This window comes from Helicobacter apodemus (genome assembly GCF_000765745.2).
Taxonomy (GTDB): domain Bacteria; phylum Campylobacterota; class Campylobacteria; order Campylobacterales; family Helicobacteraceae; genus Helicobacter_D; species Helicobacter_D apodemus.
The window spans coordinates 1-15,194 of record NZ_JRPC02000030.1; the positions used below are offsets into that span (position 1 = coordinate 1).

Consider the following 15,194-nt stretch of genomic DNA (forward strand, 5'->3'; position numbering starts at 1 on the left):
CCAACGCATAGCTACGCTTTTAGAGACCTTGCCATCTTTTAGGAGTTTGTTTTCCTCTACGCTTAAAGGATTAGATTCTATATTTCTCCCATAGCCTATGGTATCATATCCCGCAGGGCATTTATAAACACTTGCTCTAAACCCCTCAAACTCTGCAGTTAAGGGTGCAATAAACTCTAAAACCTGCTCTTTCATTTTTTCTCCTTTAATTCCAATAAAAAGTTATATTTGCAAATCCTCTACCCTTAGCCCAACCATTCCTAGAAGTGCCATAAACAAACAAAGCGATTTTATTCTGTGGCACTACAGGAAAGGTAATAGGCGATAATTGCCTATTAGCCGAATAACTTCTATGCGCATAAAAAACATGTACTTCAGAGGTATTGGTAAATTTTAAAGCTCCCGTTCTATGCACTCTTGCAATATCAAGCCCAGCATTACCTCCGATGATAAAGGTTCTATTACTTAATTCAAAAGGCATTGTTATAAAGTTTGTCCCACTGCCATCATCATTTAAACGCACAGAATAGGTGTTGTTAAAATACTGCGTTACTCCATTTACAACTGCTGGTATTTGCTGTGGTCCTACTATAAGCATTTAATCCCTTTTCTTATCATCAACTTTTAAATATTTCATCATAAAAGCCTTTAAGTTAGATAATCCTAAATTATAAATATCAATATGATTAATATCTTTATTTCTTGTTTTGATACATTGTATATATATTAAGAAAGTAAAAATCTCTCCTAATATCAAGAAGCTAAAACAATAATCTACAAAGAAAGACAAAGGTGGGATACTCTTAGCGGCAAATGCGACTATAAAAGGGATAAAGAGACTTAAACCTTTACTTGTAATATCAAAGCATATAAAACTCTTTAAACATTCTTTAAAGACAATAGTTTTTATAAATCCTGCAAAACCACTAAAAACAAATACCACTAAAAGAGCATAAACTTCAGGGGTTGGAATGCCTAAATAAGTAATTAACTGCCAGAATATAGTTAAAGCTCCGCTACCTAAAAATAAAATAATATTACCTCTCTCATCCATTTCATTACTCCCATACGATTAATTCTAGCTCTTGAGTGCTAGTTACTGCTTTAATGTTATTTTTTAAATTCCTTGCCTTAATCGTATTCTCATTCACTTTTTCTGCCATCAAAGAGCCTAGCTCTATTAACTCTTGCAAATTCATAGGCACTTGGGTATTATCTTTTGCAATCCAGACAAAATTAGGGGGGAGATTATTATTTAAACTATACAAACTAATAGCTGCACTTAAAAGGTTTCTATCCCTCTCTGCACTTTGGAATACCTTGCCTTTAAAACTCACTCCACTATTGATAGCTTCATCCCTTTTTGCATTAATCTCCTCTGCTTTTAGCTCTTTTAAACTCTCTAAACTCTTAGGAACAACCCTATAAGAGATTTTATAAATATTATTGACTTCATCAAGCTCTTTAACTTCCTCGACCTCTTGAGTATCATCATCATAAGTTGGGAACTCACTTGTCTCTACTCTAGCAAAACCAAGCTCTTTAAGCAGCTCATCATAACAAGCACTTAAAAAATAAGTATCGTGTGCTACTACCTCTCCATCCTCTGTGTTTAGCGTAACCTCTTTTAAATACACATCATCAAGTTTTAAATTTCCTGTTTTTAATTCATAAAACATTTTTCACTCCTTATTTATTAACTTTTAAATCGCAATGCATTCCTAAACCCTTGAAAGTTTGATATGATTAGAAGCAACACAAAAGTAAGCAAAGGTTTCAGTGCCTCTAAACCCACTTTGGGGAATGCGGAAGCTAAAAGGGGCTAAAAAGCCTGTTATATTCTCTGCTCTATAAATAGTGATAGTTCCGCTTTTTCCATATCCCCCCCAATTACTCACGCCAATATTACCCCTGCCTGTCATTGTGAAGTGGAAGTGCTGGGCTAAACGCAAATCAATTCTAGGATTAACTTGATCACCTAAGCTTCTCATCCCCCCGCCATAATCCACATACCCCTTTCTTGTGAGGTGATTATCAATTGTTGGATTATTGACACATTGGGGATTAGGCAAATTAGCCACTCCTGAAATAGTTACACTAGTAGCATTAATACTCTGAAAACTTTTAACCCCACTTATACTTTGATTACTACTTAATTTAACATTAGCACTATCTTTGGTATTTGCTAATTCTATATGATTATTAAGTGTTTCTTGGATTTGGTTATTAGCCTGTTGTAGAGTTGTTAGGAGTTTTTGTAATTTCATATCTACATAGCATTTAGTGGTTAAATCCGCTTCTAAAATAGGGCTTAGGATTTGGCATTGCTGCTCTTTTAAAACTTCTAATTGATTATTTAAATCCTCTAATTCACTTAATAATTCCTGCTTTTGCTCCCTTAAAGCATCGCTCTCCTGATTATCATCGCTTATTTCCTCATCTATTATATCTATAGCTTCTTGTTTTTGACTTATTTGCCGCTTTATACTATCTATTTGCTGGTGCTTTTCCTTTGTAGAAATTTTAGCTGGTGGCAAATACGCCTTAATGCTCTCAATAATCTCTAAAATATGCTCTTTTAAATCATTATTGCTTTTATTGACATAAAATGCCCTAACTAATTCTTGCTGGTTTTTAGGGGTATAAGCTTGTTCTCTCTCCTCTTTGCTTAGACTCTCAATCCTATTATCTAGTTCTGTTAATTGGTTCTCTAAAAGAGCTATTTCATCCTCTTTTTGTTGTATTTCCTGCTTCTTTAGGGCTAAAGGAGTAAGTGTAGATTCTGCTTGTACTCGTGTTGCCCCTACTTCATCTTGTGCTTGTGTTGCCCCTACTTCATCTTGTGCTTGTGTTGCCTCTACTTCATCTTGTGCTTGTGTTGCCTCTACTTCATCTTGTGCCTGTGTTGCCTCTACTTCATCTTGTGCTTGTGTTTCTTGTGTTTCTAAACTCTCCTGTGGTTGTTCTACTTCTCTGGTTGGTAGTGTTGCTGCTTCTGTATCCGTCATTTTTATTCCTTTAAGATTCTAAAGATTCTTGTGTTTGCGTTTGTGCTTCCTGTGTGTTTTCCTCTTGGGTAGATTGTTCTTGTGTTGCCGTAGTTGTTTGCTCTACCTCATTGACTACCTCTTGTTCTTGCTGTGTGGATGTGCTTTGCTCTGGTTGTAAAATTAATAATTCTTGTAACTCCTGTTGCAACCTTAGCCTTTGGCTTTGCTTTTCCATAATGTCTATTTCTATACCGTCTTTTAGTGCCATTAATGCTTTTAGTTCATCACTAGGCTCTACAATAGAGGGCATAATAGTATTAATTCTATCAACATCACTTTTTAAGGCATAACTGGTTAAATCAACCTGTGCTTTTAAAGTGTTAAAATACTCGTTAAACTCCACTTTAGAAGTTTCTACTCTAGTATTAATCTGCTCTAAAATTTGGGTTTTTAACCTAGTATTCTCCTCTATAAGTTGGGTTAGGTCGGCAATTAAATCTCTCCGCTCTTGTAAGGATTGTAAAACTTCCTCTACATTTTGTTGTGAAGAAAATATTTGCTCTTTAGTAGATTCCACAGATTCTTTAATGGCTTGATTTTTCTCTAAAGTAGCATTGATTTGGTCTTTATTTTCTAAGACAAACTCCCTAAGGTCTGCATCTTTGTCTTGTGCTTGGGATAAAATGCTAAGTAGCATTTCTTTTTTCTCTAACATTTCTTGTTTGATTTTCAAGACTTGCATAAGCGTATCTGTGGCTTCTTTGCGTGTTTGCTCTCCTGCTATTAAGCCATCCTGATATTTACCTATGAGTTGATTAAAGCTATTATGCACCTCTTGAGAGATAAGCAGGGTTTGTTCTATCTGCCTTATAAACTCTGGAGTATTTAAAGAATCTTGCAAGGTTGTATTCTCATCCATTTTTAACCTTTTTTTGCTGCAATAATAAAAAAATGTGATTTGCAATTAAAGGGTTAAAAATTAACCCTTTAATTAAAGGGCGTTTTTTGGTAAAAATTAGACAAAAAAGGAGTAATTTTGATAAAAAATAAGCAAGAGATTAAAATTTACTACCAAACCCATAATCAAAGTCCCAAAGCAGTAGCAGAGCTATTTAATATAAGTTATCGCACCTTAATGGATTGGATTGCAAAAGAGGGATGGGAAGCAGGAAGTGCGATTAAAGGGGTAAGTGAAAAGAATTTAGCAGGAGAGCTAATACAGAGGGAGTTTGGAAGCGTGATGGCTAAAAAGAGTGAGGATATTAAAAGAAACATTAAGGCAAATTTAGGCGATGAGGCGTATAAAATTGATGAAATGATTTTAAATAATATGCTTAATTCTAGCACAGAGGAATTATTGCTTAATGCAATGACAAGCAATTTTATTCAAAAAAATCTAGCTTTAAGTGCAGTTATTGCTAAAGATGAGTTAATGAAAATGTTAGCTCTAAGGCAAGAGCATAAAGCTGACCCTATGATTATTGCTTGTGCGGAGAAGTATCAAAAAATGCTAATTGATATGCAAAATACCCTCTTTGGTAAAGAGCCTATGCTAAAAGAGGAAGGTAACACAAGCTTAGAGGAATTAAGTGATAAGGAATTATTAGAAATGCTAAAACAAGGGTAATTCTAGCGAAATTGTTTTCTAAAATCTTGAGGATAAATAGGATTTTCCTCACTCCATAATCCCTTTTTTAGTTGCTTTGCCCTCTGCTCTTGTTTGACAAACTCTTTAGAGTATTCCCTATAAGCCCACGCAAAACCCTCTAAAACCATTTGTTTATTGACTTCTTTAGCATTTTTACATTCTAATTTGCCTAAGATTCTCCCATATTTATCTCTTTTTTTAAAGAACACTTTAGCCCTGCTTTTAATAGGACAAAGTTTGAGTAGGTGATTCCTAGATTGCTTACCAAAGCTTTGTTTTAGCTCTGGGGCATCAATGCCTAAAAGTCTTATTTTATACTGCTCTCCTTTTGCATTAAGGCTAAGCGTATCCCCATCACTTATCTTGCTAATATTGCCACTTAGGGTATATCCACTAAAAAATAAGGCAAAAAGTAATAACAATTTCAACATTAATTCCTCTTTATATATGCTTTTTATTAGGCTCTTTTAAAAAATGCTTTTTGTGTAAAAAATTAAAATCCGCCCTTAATCCTAAAGAGTAATTTTTATTTTTTTGCAAAAAATCATCGCTTAACATTTTTTTCCAGTATTTATCCACCTGCACTTTTTTAATCCTATTATACACATTCCCTGCTGTGCCTAAAATATTAAAATGCAATTCATTGAGTTTTAAAAACCCCTCTGTAATTCGCTTATTAGCTTGTTTCATATTATCCATTAATATTTCTTGTTGGGATTGGTGGGGTAATTCAAATTTTGCAAGAGGAATAGCAGGATTTAAGATATTGGTTATAAATCCGCTGCCTCCTGCTTGAATTTTAGAATCCCGATTTAAAACAAAATCATCGATTGGGTGTTTTTTATAGGTCCCTAAAATACCTTTACTGGGGTCATAAGCCACAGAGGGAGAGTAGCTCTCACTCCCTGCAAGTCCATCGTTATAAATACTTCCATTAGCAAACATTGCATAAGGTTGAAAGATAAGTATATCACTAATCATTTCCTTTTGCTCTTTTGCACTATTAGCAGCCTTTAGAGCATTGATTTTAGAAGAGGTAGCTTTAGCATTTATAGAAAGCCATTGCATTTTAGCATTGAGCTGTAAATTATAAGCATAACTTGAAAAACTAAGCAAAGAAGAAATGATTGCACTTGTAATTGCAAAAGAAGTGCCAAAAGTCATATAAGATAAAGAAACACCAACCACTGCAAGGGTAATCACAAGCAAGGTTTTAAACACATTTCCCGATGAAAAAGCCCTTTGTATTGTATTTTGCTCACTTTTTGCTCTTTGCGTAGCATATTCCCACGCTATGGGTTGGTATTCCTCCCATTTTAACCCTAATTTATATTTGTTGCTTACTTGTTGGTATTGTGCGATTTTCTCATCATAATACCTATCCCTATCCCTTTTCCATTCATCTAAATATCTCTTTATAGGTCTAACAACCTCTTTGCCTATTTTTTTAGGAATTTTAAATATGCTCTTGCCGATGCTAGAGACGCTCTTAACAACTTTTTTAAATGCTCTCCCTAAACCCATATATGCCCCCTAACCTAGATTCTCCAAGTTGCATTATGGCTAAATCTACCCGCTTTAGGTAAGACTTCCTGTTTAAAAGGAGCTTTTACATCAGGATGATTTATACAAGTGGCTATGGCATCGATGCAATCATCTTTTCTAAAGGGTTTTTCAGGATTAAAGCCCAAAAGCTCCTTTTGTATCTGCTCTATGCCATTAGCCCCTTTTAGAAAGGTTAAATATCCAGTGTTATAATAACTCCTTATGCTCTTAATTTTATCCACTTTAGAAATCTTTCTTGAAGCATTAAAGGCAAAAATACCATTTTTAATAATCGCCTTACTCTTTTGCTTTAACTCCTCATTAACTTTTATAATCTCTTTGAGTAAAAGCCTATGGAGTATCTCACCCCCTCCCTCTTTTTCGATATAACAAGTGCTATTAGGGTATTTTAGCAAGGCTTGTATCAAATGCTCTATGGTCTGCTCCTCTTGCCATATACCAAAAAAGCAATCTTTCACACAATAACTTTCTAATTCTCCTTTTCTCTCTACCCCTATTACAACAATGGCTCTATTATCGGCTTTTGCATTTAGGCTAGTGGCAGAATCTACAAAGATATATTCATTATGCACCCCTAATTCATAGCTAAGAATGGTTTTAAAATATTCTTTTTCAAAATACCCTGCCTCTCTTGCTTGTGGCTCTTGTTGGTATTGGGTAGAAAATTCATCCTCTCCCATTTGTAGCCTTAAAACCTCTAATTGCTGTAAATTATGCCTTGCAATAAGCAAAGGTTCTTTAGGCTTTCTTTTATAAAGAAAATCATTAATCTTATAAATCTCCTCTTTATCATTTATGGCTTGGAGTTTGAGTATTTTCCACTCTTTAATAACATCCTCACTAAAGTTTCTAGGATTGAGTAAATACCCGCATAAATCCTCATCCCCTAATCTTTGCATTAAAATAATAATGCTTGAGTTCATATCTTTTAATCGGGATAAAACCGAGCCTGTAAAATTATTATTAACCGCATCCCTTGCACTTCTACTATTCATCTCACTAACCTTAATAGGGTCATCAATTAAAATACTATGGGCGTGAAATCCAGTAATGGCACTTTTAAGTGTGGTAAAGAAGCAACCCCCACCTTGTTTTAAAATAAATTCTTGGGAGTTATCTTGCAAAAACAAAGGATTTTTTTTAAAAATACTCCTATAATAAGGGCTTTTAAGCAAATCCCTCACTTCATTACTAATGCGTTTGCATAATTCATCAGAATAACTAATATACATAAACTTCCTACTTGGGTCAATGCCTAAAGCCCACGCTATAAACGCTCTTGCAATAGTCTCTGTTTTGCCATAAGAGGGCGGCATATTTAAAATAATTCTCCTAAGTAGCGGGAATCCTTTATCTTTGCAGTATTTAGGAAGTGTAGAAGATAGGACCTTGCTTAAATATTCAAAATGCCAATTATGATAATATGCTTTCTTGTCGTATCTCTCCCATTTAAGATACAAAAAGGTCTTAAAATCTCTCCTTGCATATTCTCTTAAATACAGCTCTTTTTGTACTGCCTCTTTAGAAAAGCCATTTATCATTTTAGACCTTAATAAAAGGCGTTAGAATAGTGCCTCTCTCCCTTTGTTTATTTGTAAGAGAGCGTAAAAAGCCGCATTCTTTTTTGTAAAGGTCATCAAAGAATACAACCTTATTTAAACTATTAGGAGTGGTTTGAATTTGCAGTATAAAAGCTAAAGATTGGTATAAGAGAGCATTTAAAAACATTTTATCTAAAAACAACTCATCCTCCTCACTCTCTAAGACTTCTGCACTATTGACAAATAATTCTAATACCCCGCTATAATCTTGTGTAAGCTTGTATTCTCTAGGATTTAGGGAATACAGATAAAGCCCTTTAGGAGTTTGTAAAATCGTAGTTAAAGGCTTATATTTAAGAGCTTTTCCATTAAGTTTTGCACTCATTAAGCCTAAAGATACAAAGGGGAGTATAAGCCTTTCATTGTCTCTAAAAGTAAAATGGCAAATATTATTTTCAAATTCAGTGATAATCTTGTTTTGAGAGTTCTCTAAGGCACTTAAGAGTTCAGCATTAGAAAATCTTGCGTTATTAATATCAATATCCCTTAGCTTACTCCTAAGATGGTTTAAGGCAGTTTTAGCTTTCACCGCTAACCTTTTAAAGCACTTGGTAGGTTTTAAAGAAAATATCTGTTTTTTGTATTTTCTCTAGGGCTTCTTTTCGTTTTTGCTCTAATTTTAAATGCGATAAAACTTGATAAGTTTGCGTAATAGTTTTAACCTCTCCTTGTAAAGCCATATTAAGCAATAAAGAAGAGCTTAAAAATCTCCTCTCTTGCAATTCTTGTAAAGAAGTAGATTCTTCAAATACCCTTATAGCATCCTCTCTTAAAACTGCAACAAGTGTTTCTTTTATATCCTCTTTGTTTATTAATTCTTTAGTAGCTGCTTTAGCATTAGAGCTTATAGATTCTCTTAAACTCGGTGTTGTTAGCATAGTTTCTTTTAAAAAACCTAAATCTTGGGATTTTAAAATTTGCTCTTTGTTTTGCTCTAAAAATTCTTGAATATGATTATAGATGTGGGATTGCATATTAATGGAATTAAGACTTTTAAGGAATTCTTGTGTCCCTTGTTGAATTTTTTGTTTGTGCTTTAATAGGATAGATTGAAACTCCTCACCATCTATAATCATATTCAAAAATTCTATTAATCTTGCATCATTTTCATCCTTTAATGCATTAGCGGTTTTTTCTGCAACCTTGTTTAAATCAACCCTTAAAGCTACAACATTGGCTAAAGATTCTAAGTTTTGGTTAAAAAGCTCTAAAGTTTGGTTACTCACAAGACCTTGCATTGCTTCAGCCTTAGTCTCTAGCAGAGAATCACATAATGCACTTAGCTCTTGCAAGGTTTCCTCTTTTAATTCTTTAAAGGAATGCTCTAAAACTTCATTAGCTTTTTCTTGGCTTAAATATCCTTTTGCTTCCTCTAAGATATTATTAGCTCTTACAAAAAGATTATTTAATTCCTCAATTTTTCTAAAAAGCTCCATCTACATTCCTTTAAAACACCTCTTAATACTCGGCTAAAATGGTGCTAGGTAAAAAATACAAAGCCCTTATTACAACCTTGCCCTTTGTTGCAGGTTTGGAGAGCGTAATTTTAATCACTCCTTTATCCTTGCAAGTATGCTTCACGCTTGAAGTGTGATGGGCTTTTTGGGATAAATCAATATCATTAGCAAATAAATCCTCACTGCCTACTATGCCTAAATTAGCATTTAATCCAACATCTCCAGCTTCCTCTACTTCCAAAGAAACATTAAAAATCTCTGCCCCTTGTGGAAAAGCAATCGCATCATTATCACTTAAATCCTTTAATGCAATAGCAGTTATTGCTAAATAAGATAAATTATGCACTCTTTGTTTCATTAACTCTCCTTTGAATAAAATAATCCAATTGTTGCATAATCGGTATTATCATAAATGCTTAAAGGACTATCTATATCAGAGACAAATCTACCCTTAGCAATACTTAAAACCCTATCAATGCCACAAATGGTTTTTCTTTCTAAATCATCCTTACCAATATAAAATTTTGGTTCAGGATTCCCTGCTAAAACAATCGCAGAAGCCCCTATTAAAGCCCCTATACATAAAGGTTGGTTATCAGTATAATAAGAGGGTGGCGTAATGTTTTGATTAGCGCAATTTGCCTTATTGATATTTTGCAAATAGGCATTATCACTCACTTCAGAATTTAATAAGCCTATTGAAACATCAGTCCAAACGCCTATTTCTATAACAGGACAACCATCAATAACCCCTAAAAATCCTGTAAAGAGATTATTGAGTTCTCCTCTTTTATCCATTTTTTGCAACTCAATCCATTCAGGGTCTTTGCGTAATTGTGAAGCCCCATAGCTATCCACTAAAAACACATAATTATAAACCCGAGCGACTATCTGCTCATCTCTTTTTATTTGTGTCCTAATAGGTTTTATAGGAAAGGCTTTGTTTTGATTATATTTTGTTCCAGTCCTTGCCATAAATATAGCTTGTCTTATGGCATTAACATTTAAAACATCACCTTTTACAATCTTTCTTGTAGCTTGTTGTACGCTTTTGCAACTAGAAGTATCTTTGAAAGATTTAGTGGAATCACAAACCACTACATTGGTAAAATCATTGCTTAAGGCAGTGATAATATTCCTATCCCTTTTCTCTCTAATCCAAGTCTTTAACCCCTCTGCGGCTTCTTTGGCAAAATCTACATTTTTCATATTTTGATAAAAAGCAATTTCGCTTTTTATAGCATTTCCTACAACTTTAGGATACATCGTTTGGGTTAAAATCTCAAAATTATCTAAATTTGTCTCAAAATCCGCATTCCCCTCTACTCCAGCACCTTGTAACTTAGGACGCAATCTAGGGCGACAAGGGGCAGTATTATGTGTTTCAAACACTTTTATTCCCCTATCCTCTCCCCGACCTGTTAAAGGTTCAAAGGGACTTTCTTCCCAACTAACTCTTTCTATCTCTTTTGCAATATCAATTGCTACATTAGGATCACTCTCCCAACCTGCAACATTAATTCTATTAAAATCCATTGGCATAATATCTCCTTTTAATACCTATTTAAGGGATTATTATCCCCACCTCCATCTTGGATACTCCCACTTACTCCCTCTAGTTTTGGGGGAAGTTCCTCCTCTTTAGAATCCTCTTGCCCTTTGCTTTGTTTAAAAAGCTCATAAACTTTATTAAAAAAGTCTAAAGGTGGCAGAGATTCTAATTCTTGCTTTTGCTTATTGGTTGTATCCTCTAAGAAAAACTCCATTATCTCTTGAATATTCGCATCAGGATTAGCCTTTAAAAACTCCTCTTTGGCTTGTTCTATTTCTCCTAATGTTTTTTTGCTTTGAATACTCTCTTGCAATTCTCCTGCTCTTGCTTCTTTGCTTCTAATTTTTTCCTCAAAAAAAGCATTTTGCATATTTAAAAGCTTCTTATAAAACTGCTCACGATTATCAAAGAATAATTCCTCATCCTCTGGTGTGGTATTTGCTAAAGCATAGCTAACAAAATCTTGTTCTAAAGAAGTTTGTATTTGTTCTAGCTCTGTATTAATACCTGCTAACTCTTTTTCCTCTTGCTGTGTATCAAATTCCATTGAAACTCCTTGTATAAAATGTGCGTATTTTACAAAAATCCTTTTTTGAATTAAAGGGTTAAAAATTAATTAGCTCTAACTTCAATAATAATCTTATCCTCAATCCATACATTAAAATGATTCTTAGCGGCAAACTTCACTTCAAAACTCCCCTCAATATCCGAATAAAAATCATAAGTTCTAGCCATTATTTCAGTATTTCCAACTACAAACTTCACTTCATTATTAGAAAAGGTAGAAATTCCTAATATTCTTACCCTCTCTTTAGGCAATAATGTAAGCTTAGGGCAATAAATAGAAACTTGTTTAACCTCATTATTATCGGCTATTTGTTGGCTCATCTCATCTTTTAAAGATAGAGCTAGAGTCTCATAAGGTCTTAAGTCCTTAACCGAAATAGCATCTATAGCACTTAATACTTTTGTGATATGATTGGCAATAGCTGCTGTTTGCTCGGCATTACCTACAACATTCAATAATCCTACATAGCAATTAGCCTTATTAATAAGGGCATTATCATTCACACTTTTTAACATACTTTCAGCTTGGATAATGCCTTTTACGCATTCGGCTAAATTAATGCTATTATTCACCTTAGAAGCACTACTAGCAATCTCTAGCTCTTGTCTAATTTTTTCCTCATTGAGTGCTAAATCCCTTTCTTTTAATTCTATCTCTTTAAGGGTTATAGCAGTTTTCATAACCTCTTGGAGAATAGAAACTAACATTTCACTTAAGGTTTGGGTATCAAAATTATAAGTTTGTAAATGCTTAGAAAATTCAGAGTTTAAAACGCTTCTTTGGATTTTCTCTAAATTTGTTGCAAAATCGTCAATATACATAAAATAACCTTTTTAATAGCCTATTGTTAGCCTTGCAAAGACTCCGCATTTGGCTCACTTTCTTGTGTTGTTGGATTTTGTTCTTGGGTTGTTTGCTGCGTTTGCGAATCTTGTTGTGATTGCTCTGATGGCAGTGTTTGTGATGCGTTTTCCTCTTGTGCTTGTTTGTGTGGTGCATTAATAATATGAGGAACACTAACTCGTTTAAAAAGGTGTTTTTTATAATCTAAATACCTACTCCTTATGCCCTCTTTTAAGACAATAATATCGTTTTTCTTTAAAAGAATATTACGCCCTCTCTCATCCCTAAATCTATAATCCTCTTTGCCTACAAATTTAAAAGCCACTAAATCATAATAAATAACCATTGGTATTCCTTTTTTTATGGAATGCTAAAATTTTTTAACTTTCAAATAAAGGGTTAAAAAACTAGCATAGGGAAGTGTAAATTGCAATAGCCTTTATAGCTCTAAAGGCTATCAAAAAGCCCTGTTTGTGTGCTAGAACATATCATATAATCCTCTCCACCAATTTTTAGAGAGGCTTTATCTATCTTATAGTCTTCAAATACTGGATTGTATTTTTTATAAAAATCAATAAAGGGTAGAATATCGCTATTTTTAGATGAGAAAAACAAATAAGGCTTAAAAATATTTTCTACAAGCAAACAAAAATCTTTTAGAGTGTAGAAGTCTCTATAATTGCCTTTTTGGGTTTGTAAATAGGGAGGGTCTAAAATCAAAAAGGCTTGTTGCTTATCTTTTTCCTCTTGTGGTATTTCCTCTAAGAGTTGTTTAAAATCCTTGCTAACTCGCATTACCCCTCTTAAATATCCCTTTGCATTAAGGGGTTTTGCAGGGATACGATGATATTTAATGTTATTAAATAGCTGTTCTTTTGTGATGGCATAATTCCCTGCAAAACATAAATAAGAACTTAATGTGGTTAAATCCAAATACTGCTCTTGCTCTAGGATTTGTTTAATTTTATCGATTATTTCTTGTGGAAGTTTTATTTTTGTAGAATAATCCTTGCAAAGATTATGAAGTCTAAACCTTAAATTTTCTGTTTTTTCTATATTATCTAATCGCTCTTTGAAATTATCAAAATCATTCCAAATAACCTCATTTTGTGGGTATAACTGCTTAATATAGTGTGAGAGTAATCCACTTCCACCAAAAACATCATAGAATATTGTATCCTTTCTGATAGCTTGGGTAAAAGCCATACTATGTAAAGCTTCTTTTACTCTTTTTAGCATAGCAATTTTACTTCCCATAAAAGGAAGCGGAGGCTTGAAATGAAACATAAATACCCTTTAGTTAATGAAATAGCATTTTAAAATTCTTATTTGCAAAAACAAACCATATCCTCTGTGTAGGCTGAAGTAAAATCCATTGTGGGATTTCTTTTAAATTGCACTTCTAATTCTACACAGGATAGATTAGGTTTAAAGGTTGTATTTAAACAACCTAACTCTTTAGCCTTTGCTTCTAATTCCTTACATTTCTCCCATTCTTTAGGATAAAATCTGTAAAGAGTATATAAGGACTTCTTGCTTTGCTTAGGACAACAAAAGCAACCTGTCCTCTCAAAGTGTTGATAAAGAGGATTAGCGATACCTTTATCTTTTAAGTAGTTTTCAACCTCTCTTTCATTCCATTGCCATTGGTGCAAAGGATATTTAGCAATGCCATAATCTAAACTAGAGATTCTCCCATTCTCCACTTCATTATAGGTATAACCAATAAGAATAAAGTTTTTCTCTAATACTTCAGCACAATACGCATTAATTTCACAAAAGCTAATAGTTTGATAAAAATCCTTATCTGCCATTTGCAATCCCAATGCAAATCCGCCTATCCCACTAAACAAATCTAAATGGTGGATTTTTTGCATTCACTCTCCCTTTAAATTTGGAGAATATTAAAAAAATTAAGTTTTGAATTAAAGGGTTAAAAAATGGGTGTTTTAAGCTTTAAATCTATTCTAAGATTGCATAGGGGAAGTATTTTAGAAGACTGCTTTTATATTGCATGGCTTCTGCCAGTGAATAAAATGTTGTTTTATTATAATGGCTGCTAGTGTGGTGGTATCCTTTTTCTCCATAGGCTAAAAGGAATTCTTTTAAGTCTTTGAGTTTCACTTTAACGCCTATTATTTCTCCAAACTCCTTAGCATCTTGAGCGTTCCATTTGCTAATGGGTTTTATCCCATTTGCATAAGCGGCTATGGCATTATTGCTCATGGAGTATCCATTATATCCTCTGCCTATAGGGGGTGTATCATAATTGAGTAAAATATTATAGGCTAACTCACTAGGTTTATTAATGGCTTTATTAATTAGATAATTAATTTCTTTTTTAGTGTATCCTTTCTCTAGCATACTAGTTATATTGGTTAAAACATCGTATCGTTGTAATGCTAAGGCTATTTCCTTTTTCTCTTGTTGAATGTTAAGTTGTTCTAAAATGGATTGATTTTCTTTTAGCATTGCCAAATACTCATCGTATAAGTGAGAGTATTTTTGTTCTATCTTTGTATTTTCTGCCGCAATTTTTGCATTATGTGCTTGAGCGTTTGCGTTTCTATCTTGCCTTAATTTTCCCGCCATTAAATGCAACCCATATCCATCCTCTTTGCCCTGATTGTATGTTTTATACTTTTCATATAAGGATTTATCCTCTTTGAGTAAGTTCTTAGCTTCACTCCAAGACAAAAGAGGAAGTTTCTTAAGCTTGTCCTTTTCTGATACCACAGCCCTGTGATATTTTTGCAACGCTAGATCTATTTGCTCTTGTGAGTGAGGTAGGGTTAGGGGTTCATAAGTGGGGACTTGAATAGCATCTATAATTTCTTGTGCGTGTTTTTTAGCGAAATAGTCGCTTACCCAATAATTTTTAAATTCCATTTTATTCTTAAGATTTCTATCGCTATAAAATGTTATAATTTCCTCATTAAAGGGTTTCGGTAATTGTGCGGGGTTAGAGT

Annotated in this window: 19 protein-coding genes and 1 pseudogene; 1 reads left to right on the forward strand and 19 read right to left on the reverse strand. The window is 33.6% G+C overall.

Annotated features, from left to right (window positions below):
• The 6 genes from LS72_RS09355 to LS72_RS09380 form a co-directional block, all read right to left on the reverse strand.
• On the reverse strand, positions 1-195 hold a 195-nt coding region (locus tag LS72_RS09355), incomplete at its 3' end, for a glycoside hydrolase family protein (RefSeq protein ID WP_138155288.1).
• A 10-nt stretch (positions 196-205) separates the two neighbouring features.
• The gene (locus tag LS72_RS09360; protein WP_034555066.1) at positions 206-598 is read right to left on the reverse strand and encodes a hypothetical protein; all 393 of its coding nucleotides are present in this window, start codon (positions 596-598) and stop codon (positions 206-208) included.
• Positions 599-1,054 carry a hypothetical protein gene (locus tag LS72_RS09365; protein ID WP_034555063.1) on the reverse strand — a complete coding sequence of 152 codons (456 nt, stop codon included), beginning with the start codon at positions 1,052-1,054 and terminating at the stop codon, positions 599-601.
• Positions 1,055-1,058: 4 nt separating this feature from the next.
• On the reverse strand, positions 1,059-1,679 hold the full coding sequence (locus LS72_RS09370) for a DUF4376 domain-containing protein (protein WP_034555061.1): 621 nt from the start codon (positions 1,677-1,679) through the stop codon (positions 1,059-1,061).
• Between the two features lie 42 nt (positions 1,680-1,721).
• The gene (locus LS72_RS09375; RefSeq protein WP_052087371.1) at positions 1,722-3,008 is read right to left on the reverse strand and encodes a coiled-coil domain-containing protein; all 1,287 of its coding nucleotides are present in this window, start codon (positions 3,006-3,008) and stop codon (positions 1,722-1,724) included.
• A gap of 10 nt (positions 3,009-3,018) precedes the next feature.
• Positions 3,019-3,909 carry a hypothetical protein gene (locus tag LS72_RS09380; protein ID WP_138155289.1) on the reverse strand — a complete coding sequence of 297 codons (891 nt, stop codon included), beginning with the start codon at positions 3,907-3,909 and terminating at the stop codon, positions 3,019-3,021.
• A 117-nt stretch (positions 3,910-4,026) separates the two neighbouring features.
• On the opposite strand from LS72_RS09380, the gene LS72_RS09385 reads away from it, so the two are divergent.
• The gene (locus LS72_RS09385) at positions 4,027-4,617 is read left to right on the forward strand and encodes a helix-turn-helix domain-containing protein (RefSeq protein ID WP_034554228.1); all 591 of its coding nucleotides are present in this window, start codon (positions 4,027-4,029) and stop codon (positions 4,615-4,617) included.
• A gap of 2 nt (positions 4,618-4,619) precedes the next feature.
• Here LS72_RS09385 and LS72_RS09390 read toward each other — a convergent pair whose 3' ends face one another.
• The 13 genes and pseudogenes from LS72_RS09390 to LS72_RS09450 all read right to left on the reverse strand — a co-directional run.
• Positions 4,620-5,069 carry a thermonuclease family protein gene (locus LS72_RS09390; RefSeq protein ID WP_034554230.1) on the reverse strand — a complete coding sequence of 150 codons (450 nt, stop codon included), beginning with the start codon at positions 5,067-5,069 and terminating at the stop codon, positions 4,620-4,622.
• Between the two features lie 10 nt (positions 5,070-5,079).
• Entirely contained in the window at positions 5,080-6,162 is a 1,083-nt protein-coding gene (locus tag LS72_RS09395; protein ID WP_034554231.1) for a hypothetical protein, read from the reverse strand.
• A gap of 14 nt (positions 6,163-6,176) precedes the next feature.
• Positions 6,177-7,745: a terminase large subunit domain-containing protein gene (locus LS72_RS09400; RefSeq protein WP_034554232.1), complete on the reverse strand. Its 1,569-nt coding sequence runs from the start codon at positions 7,743-7,745 to the stop codon at positions 6,177-6,179.
• Between the two features lies 1 nt (position 7,746).
• Positions 7,747-8,334, reverse strand: a complete 588-nt coding sequence (locus LS72_RS09405) for a hypothetical protein (protein ID WP_034554234.1) — start codon at positions 8,332-8,334, stop codon at positions 7,747-7,749.
• A gap of 10 nt (positions 8,335-8,344) precedes the next feature.
• Complete coding sequence (locus LS72_RS09410) at positions 8,345-9,241, reverse strand: hypothetical protein (RefSeq protein WP_034554236.1); 897 nt, start codon at positions 9,239-9,241, stop codon at positions 8,345-8,347.
• Between the two features lie 22 nt (positions 9,242-9,263).
• The gene (locus tag LS72_RS09415) at positions 9,264-9,620 is read right to left on the reverse strand and encodes a hypothetical protein (RefSeq protein ID WP_034554237.1); all 357 of its coding nucleotides are present in this window, start codon (positions 9,618-9,620) and stop codon (positions 9,264-9,266) included.
• Entirely contained in the window at positions 9,620-10,804 is a 1,185-nt protein-coding gene (locus LS72_RS09420; protein WP_052087307.1) for a major capsid protein, read from the reverse strand. Before LS72_RS09420 ends, LS72_RS09415 begins: the two co-directional genes overlap by 1 nt.
• A gap of 11 nt (positions 10,805-10,815) precedes the next feature.
• Complete coding sequence (locus tag LS72_RS09425) at positions 10,816-11,361, reverse strand: hypothetical protein (RefSeq protein WP_034554238.1); 546 nt, start codon at positions 11,359-11,361, stop codon at positions 10,816-10,818.
• Between the two features lie 65 nt (positions 11,362-11,426).
• On the reverse strand, positions 11,427-12,203 hold the full coding sequence (locus LS72_RS09430; protein ID WP_034554240.1) for a hypothetical protein: 777 nt from the start codon (positions 12,201-12,203) through the stop codon (positions 11,427-11,429).
• Positions 12,204-12,229: 26 nt separating this feature from the next.
• Positions 12,230-12,571: a hypothetical protein gene (locus tag LS72_RS09435; RefSeq protein WP_034554242.1), complete on the reverse strand. Its 342-nt coding sequence runs from the start codon at positions 12,569-12,571 to the stop codon at positions 12,230-12,232.
• Positions 12,572-12,672: 101 nt separating this feature from the next.
• Complete coding sequence (locus LS72_RS09440) at positions 12,673-13,512, reverse strand: DNA adenine methylase (protein ID WP_034554243.1); 840 nt, start codon at positions 13,510-13,512, stop codon at positions 12,673-12,675.
• Positions 13,513-13,550: 38 nt separating this feature from the next.
• Entirely contained in the window at positions 13,551-14,102 is a 552-nt protein-coding gene (locus LS72_RS09445) for a DNA cytosine methyltransferase (protein ID WP_034554245.1), read from the reverse strand.
• An 85-nt stretch (positions 14,103-14,187) separates the two neighbouring features.
• Positions 14,188-15,194: pseudogene (locus LS72_RS09450) on the reverse strand (hypothetical protein); the annotation flags it as partial.